The following is a 6156-nucleotide window of genomic DNA, read 5'->3' as shown; positions in this document are numbered from 1 at the left end:
CGACTGTGAATTGTTAAAGATCGCGTCACAGAAAAGGCGCACACTGCCCAACCACCACCGCCTTTCCGTGTCTGCCGCGCGTCGCAGCAGAGAAGCGAGATTATGCAGACTATCTCCCGCCTCGTCAACACCTATTTCGCTCACACTTAAAACATCCGGCGCCGCCACGGCCGACTCAGCGGCCAACTGCACACCTTCGTTTACGAGCGAAGGTGCGAATACTAGGCGATCCAACGCCATATGACAAGTCGATGACGCGGTATTTTTCGCTCTCCATCAGCGTGCTGCGCCTTTGAGCAATTGAAGCGGGATCGCATCCGCCATCGCGGCATAGCCGGCGTCACCCGGATGAATGTGATCGCCGCTGTCAAACGCTCTGCGCAGCGTTGACGGACGGGCCGGGTCGCGCAAAGCAGCATCGAAATCGACTACGCCGTCAAACGCACGACCCGTCCTGATCCATTGATTCACAGCGAGGCGGATATTCTCCCGCTGCGGTGAAAGCGCGGCCGGCGTCAGCGTCGCCCCGAGGACCCGGACACCACGTGCGTGCGCAGCGGCAATCACCCGCCGATATCCTTCGATGAGGCTGTCCGCCGTCACCTGAGTATGCGGAGCGTCGCAGTCGAGCCCAGCGCGCGGCGGCATCGGCGCGAAGTTGATGTCGTTGATGCCGATCAGCAGAATCGCGGTCCTGATGCCTGGCCGGTCGAGCACATCACGACGAAAGCGCGACTGAAGCGCGTCGCCGTAGCAGGCGGAATCGCTCAGCAAGCGGTTGCCGCTGATGCCGAGATTGACGACCGCCATCGACCGGTCGCCCGTTTGCGCAACCTTGCGGGCGAAGGCGTCCGGCCAGCGCTGGTTCTGATTCAGGCTCGAGCGCATACCATCGGTAATCGAATCGCCGATCGCGGCAACCGCCGTCGCCGCCGGCGCCTCGACCATCAGCCCGGTCACCCACGCGTACTGGGTGAAGCGCTGCCGGAAAGCATCGTCGGACGCATCTCCGGTATGGTCGCCGGGCGCCGACACGTAATTGACCTGACTCGCGACACGATGCCACGCCGCCATCCGCTGGCCGGGCCCCATATACGTGCTGATCGCATATGGCTCACCCGCCGCCACGTCCGCCTGAACCGCATCGCTATCCACTTCGCCGCCTGCCGGCACGGCGACCGACATCTTTCCGCCGAATCTCACGCTCGCCCCGCCGCCTTGCGTTTTCGCGCCCGACGTCGCCCGGGCAAGCGTCATCGCCTCGATCACGAGCGGCGCGCTTCCATATGCATTGCTGATGTGCACGCGCACCTTGTCGCCGGACAACGTCGGATAAACGATTTGCCGAACCGTACGGCCCGCGACTTCCGGCGCGCGATAGAGCGCCGGCAACTGCGCAGTTTGGGGAATAGGCTGCAGCGCCGTCGCCCAGGCCGTGACCCATTGACCATGCGGCATTTCGGCCGCGCCGGCGGACGCGAACGCCGTGAAGAGAAAGGCAGCGCCACAGCCGACAGCCAACGTGCGAGCGATCATATTCATCAATCAGACAAGCGGGGAAAAAGGAGCGCACATTGTGCACGAACCCGCCCCGCCGGACGAACGACACTCACATAAGAGTCGGGCGCTGCCGGGGTAGGCCGACGGTGACGCCCCAGCGCATCTCGCGCGACTTATCGTTTGATAGACAGATACACACTGCTCACGAGCGGTCGGCTATGCACCCACAGCCGGCTTGCCAGCCAGGGCGCCGGCTTGTTCCGCACCTCGAGCCGCCTGATCGAATGCCCGTTCAAAGCGGGTGAAGGCCATGATGGTCCAGACCGTCGCCCGAAGGCGAAGGCATTGGTGCCGCTGGCGCACGTATAGAAGTAACGGAAACCGATACCGAGCGCGACTTCGCGGTAATCGTCGTCATAGTAGCCTTGCGGCCAGCACAGATGGTCCGAGTCTTCGCCAAGGCGCAAGCGAAGCATTGCGCGCGCGCGGACCAGATCGTCACGCAGGCGCTCGCGCTTTTCGTCGCGACTGCGCGCCACGCGGTCCCAGCGAACGTGAGTGTGCGTATGACTGTGGAACTCGAAGGTCCCGCAGCGCCGCATTTCGTCAATTTCGGACCAGCGCAAAATCGCATCGTCCGCACGGCCGTTTGCGATCGCGGCCTCACCTTCCGCATGATTCAACAGGCGCGGCAGGGGCCGGCTGTCATCGCTCGCCGCGTGAGGCCGCACGGGTCCTTCACCGGGCCACGCGCTGACAAGAAAGCAGATTGCGCTGAAGCCATGCTTCTGCAAAACCGGATGCGCGTGCACCCAGTTGTCGAGATACCCGTCGTCGAACGTGATGACCACCGACTTCGGCGCAACCGGCTGGCCCGACAGGTAACGCCCGAGTTCGCCAGCGCTCAGCGTTCGATAGCCGCGCTGCGCAAGACACGCCATCTGCTGCGCGAAATGGTGAGGCGTGACGGTAATCATGCCTGGCGACGGACTGATGTGGTGATACATCAATACCGGAACCGCCCGCGCGGCGCCGCTCATGAAAGTTGCCCCAACCCCGCAAAACGCGGCTGCCTCTTTCGCCCGGCAAGGCCGCGGCAATAGCAGTCGATCGTTTCATCGGCCATCTGCGCGACCGAAAATCCTCGCTCGCCGATCCGGCTTGCCTGCGCGGCAAGGCGCGTGCGCAGCGGCGGATCGTCGAGCAGCCGCACAATCGCGTCGCGCAGCGCGGCGCAGTCTCTCGCCGGCACCAGCAACCCGTTGACGTCGTCCTCCACCAGTTCCGGCACGCCGTCCACACGCGTCCCAATCACCGGCAGACCGCGCAACATCGCTTCGATAAACGATTGCCCCAGTGCCTCCTGATGCGTCGGCAACACGAAGAAGTCGCTGCTGCGCAGCACGTTCGGAATATCGTTGCGCAAGCCAAGCAGATGGATTCGGCCCGTCAGGCCCAACGACTCGACGCGCCCCCTGATGCGTGCCAAACCAGGTCCGTCTCCCGCCAGCACGAAATGCAGCGCGGTGCGATTGGCGAGCAACGGGCGTACCGCGTCGATCAGGTCGTCGTGGCCTTTTTGCTCGCGCATCATCGCCACCATGCAGCCGATCGTCGCATCAGCAGGCAGGCCGAGTTCGGCGCGCAGCGTCGCCGGTTCATCGTCGGCAGGCTGCGGCACGCCGTCGTAAATCGTGGTGATCCGCTTGTGCGCGACGCCGACGGAGGCGAGGTAGCGCTGCACGCACGCGCTGACCGCAATGACGTGATGCGGAATCCAGCTATAGGTGGCAAGCGAGGTGACGGGCAGCGCCAGATGCCGCGTTCTCACGATCAGAGGCGTGCGCGCGGCGCGCGCCGCGAGACCGGCGACGAGGCAATCATGACCGCTGTGCGTGTTCAGCACGTCGAACGCGCGACGCGAGAGCAGCGAGCGGATCGTCAACATCGATGCGAGGTCGCCGCCGGTTGTCATCGGCGCGTGATGGACCGGCAAGCCGACCGCGGCGGCGCGCCTGCCGATTTCCGCCTCGGCCGGACAAACGAGTTCGACGGTATGTCCCCGCTCCTGAAGCGCGACCATCTCTTTCAATGTCCGGATTTCCTGGCCGCCCCACCCGCGGGACGATTCGCTATGCAAGATTTTCATGCTCGGATCGTATCGCGCGACCCATCTCTAAACTATTGATTTAATTGTGAAAATTTGTCAATGATCAAGATTGTCAATGGCATGCCCCTGCAACCGCCCGGCCGCAGTTTGTCCATTCCTGCATGGAAATACCAATTAACCGACCGATCGGTTGGTTTATACTGCCAACCACAGTCTCCTCACCTCAGTCACCAGCGCCCGCCATGTACACGCAATCCCTCGACGTCCCCGGCCACGCGGAGCCGCAAGACACCGCCGTCACATCGCCCGAACAACAGCGCTTCGACGCGGTGATCGGCGCGGACGGAAAAATCGAGCCGCAGGACTGGATGCCCGACGCGTATCGCAAGACGCTCGTGCGGCAGATTTCGCAGCACGCGCACTCGGAGATCGTCGGCATGCTGCCGGAAGGCAACTGGATCACCCGCGCACCGAGCCTCAAGCGCAAGGCGATCCTGCTGGCGAAGGTGCAGGACGAAGCCGGTCACGGACTGTATCTGTACAGCGCGTGCGAAACGCTCGGCGTCTCGCGCGATCAGCTGATCGACGCGCTGCACGCCGGCAAGGCGAAGTACTCGAGCATCTTCAACTATCCGACGCCGAGCTGGGCGGACGTCGGCGTCATCGGCTGGCTCGTCGATGGCGCCGCGATCATGAACCAGATACCGCTGTGCCGCTGCACATACGGCCCCTACGCGCGCGCGATGATCCGCATCTGCAAGGAGGAGTCGTTCCATCAGCGGCAGGGTTTCGACGCGCTCCTCGCGATGATGAAAGGCACCGATGCGCAACGCGCGCTCGTGCAAGAGGCGGTCGACCGCTGGTGGTGGCCGGTGCTGATGATGTTCGGCCCGAGCGACAAAGACTCGGTGCACAGCAACCAGTCGGCCGCGTGGGGCATCAAGCGGATCTCGAACGACGACTTGCGGCAGAAGTTCGTCGACGCCACGGTTGAACAGGCGAAAGTGCTCGGCGTCACGCTGCCCGACGACCAGCTGAAGTGGAACGAGGCAAGCGGCCACTACGACTACGGCGCAATCGACTGGGACGCGTTCTGGCGCGTCGTCAACGGCGACGGACCGTGCAACAGGGAGCGGCTCGCCACGCGCGTCAAGGCGCACGACGACGGCGCCTGGGTGCGCGAGGCCGCGCTCGCGCATGCGGAAAAGCAGCGCAAGCGCGCGCAGCAGGAGGCTGCGTGACGCTTGCTGGGCACGCGCGCCCGACCTCGCCGCAAAAACGCACGCAAAAACCCACACACAAGCACACGCACAAGCGCACCGCCGCAAACACGACAGCGCATCAGCAAGGAAGCGACAAAGCAAGGAGCACAACCGTGAACAAGGAATGGCCGATTTGGGAAGTCTTCGTGCGCAGCAAGCAGGGCCTCGACCACAAGCACTGCGGCAGCCTGCACGCGGCGGACGCGTCGATGGCGCTGCGCATGGCGCGCGACGTCTACACGCGGCGCCAGGAAGGCGTGAGCATCTGGGTCGTGCCGTCGTCGGCGATCACGGCCTCCGCGCCGGATGAAAAGGGCGAGTTGTTCGAGCCGGCGGCCGACAAGATCTACCGCCACCCGACGTTCTTCACGCTGCCTGACGAAATCAATCACATGTAGGCGCAATCGACCCGCGATATGAACACCACACCCGAACATCTCTCATATGTGCTGCGGCTCGCCGACACGGCGCTGATTCTCGGCCAGCGCAACGCCGAGTGGTGCGGACACGGCCCGGTGCTCGAAGAGGACATCGCGCTCGCGAACATGAGCCTCGATCTGATCGGGCAAGCGCGGCTGCTCTACACGCACGCGGCATCGCTCGAACAGACGCTGACCGGCCGCTCACGCACCGAAGACGACTACGCCTGCTTCCGCAGCGAGCGCGAATTTGCGAACTACACGCTCGTCGAGTTGCCGCACTACGGTCCGCTCGCGGGCACCGCGCGGGCGGACAGGGACTACGCGGTGACGATCGTGCGCAACTTTCTCCACTCGACGCTGATGGAACACCTGTGGAGCGCGCTCACCGCATCGGCCGATACGCAGCTGGCCGCGATCGCCGCGAAGTCGCTCAAGGAAGCGTGCTACCACGTGCATCACGCACGCGAGTGGCTGATCCGTTTCGGCGACGGCACCGATGAATCGCATCGCCGCGCGCAAGCCGCGCTCGACTACCTGATGCCGTACACGCGCGAGTTCTTCAGCGCCGATGCGATCGAAGCATCGATCGCATCGGCAGGCATCGGTCCGAAGACATCGGATCTCGAGACAGCATGGTTCGACGACGTGCGCGCCGCACTCGATGAAGCGACGCTCACGCTTGCCGAACCCGTCCAGCATGTGAGCACGGGCAAGCACGGCGAGCATTCGGAACACATGGGCTTTCTGCTCGCCGAGCTGCAAAGCGTCGCGCGGCAACATCCAGGCGCGACCTGGTAAGCCTCGCGATGAAGAGCCGATCAACGCAGGCAACCGCACCGGGTCCCAACGCAGCACAGGAAGC

General features: G+C 64.1%; 7 protein-coding genes. 3 read left to right on the top strand and 4 right to left on the bottom strand.

Translation table 11 applies throughout. From position 1 onward, the window contains the following. The 4 genes from HV675_RS32220 to HV675_RS19100 all read right to left on the bottom strand — a co-directional run. Window positions 1–240 (bottom strand): hypothetical protein (locus HV675_RS32220; protein ID WP_217478175.1); only part of this gene is annotated, 240 nt, incomplete at its 3' end. Window positions 241–276: 36 nt separating this feature from the next. Continuing rightward, window positions 277–1536 (bottom strand): SGNH/GDSL hydrolase family protein, encoded by a 1260-nt coding sequence (locus HV675_RS19110; RefSeq protein WP_175112573.1) that lies wholly within the window; start codon window positions 1534–1536, stop codon window positions 277–279. A gap of 137 nt (window positions 1537–1673) precedes the next feature. Then, complete coding sequence (locus tag HV675_RS19105; RefSeq protein ID WP_175112557.1) at window positions 1674–2540, bottom strand: polysaccharide deacetylase family protein; 867 nt, start codon at window positions 2538–2540, stop codon at window positions 1674–1676. Beyond that, a complete protein-coding gene (locus HV675_RS19100) occupies window positions 2537–3649 on the bottom strand; it encodes a glycosyltransferase family 4 protein (protein ID WP_175112555.1) in 1113 nt (370 codons plus the stop codon). The genes HV675_RS19105 and HV675_RS19100 overlap by 4 nt, the downstream gene beginning before the upstream one ends. Window positions 3650–3852: 203 nt before the next feature. Here HV675_RS19100 and paaA point away from each other — a divergent pair, with 203 nt between their 5' ends. The 3 genes from paaA to paaC all read left to right on the top strand — a co-directional run bounded on the left by paaA (window position 3853) and on the right by paaC (window position 6092). Beyond that, entirely contained in the window at window positions 3853–4851 is a 999-nt protein-coding gene (paaA, locus tag HV675_RS19095) for a 1,2-phenylacetyl-CoA epoxidase subunit PaaA (protein WP_175112539.1), read from the top strand. Window positions 4852–4985: 134 nt separating this feature from the next. After that, window positions 4986–5270: a 1,2-phenylacetyl-CoA epoxidase subunit PaaB gene (gene paaB, locus HV675_RS19090; RefSeq protein ID WP_175112537.1), complete on the top strand. Its 285-nt coding sequence runs from the start codon at window positions 4986–4988 to the stop codon at window positions 5268–5270. 18 nt (window positions 5271–5288) lie between these two features. Next, window positions 5289–6092 carry a 1,2-phenylacetyl-CoA epoxidase subunit PaaC gene (paaC, locus tag HV675_RS19085; protein WP_175112535.1) on the top strand — a complete coding sequence of 268 codons (804 nt, stop codon included), beginning with the start codon at window positions 5289–5291 and terminating at the stop codon, window positions 6090–6092. Window positions 6093–6156: the final 64 nt, after the last annotated feature.

It is taken from the genome of Paraburkholderia solisilvae (assembly GCF_902859875.1).
Taxonomy (GTDB): Bacteria; Pseudomonadota; Gammaproteobacteria; order Burkholderiales; family Burkholderiaceae; genus Paraburkholderia; species Paraburkholderia solisilvae.
Note: the sequence above shows the minus strand (reverse complement) of the source record. Positions and strands in the feature narration are given on the sequence as shown.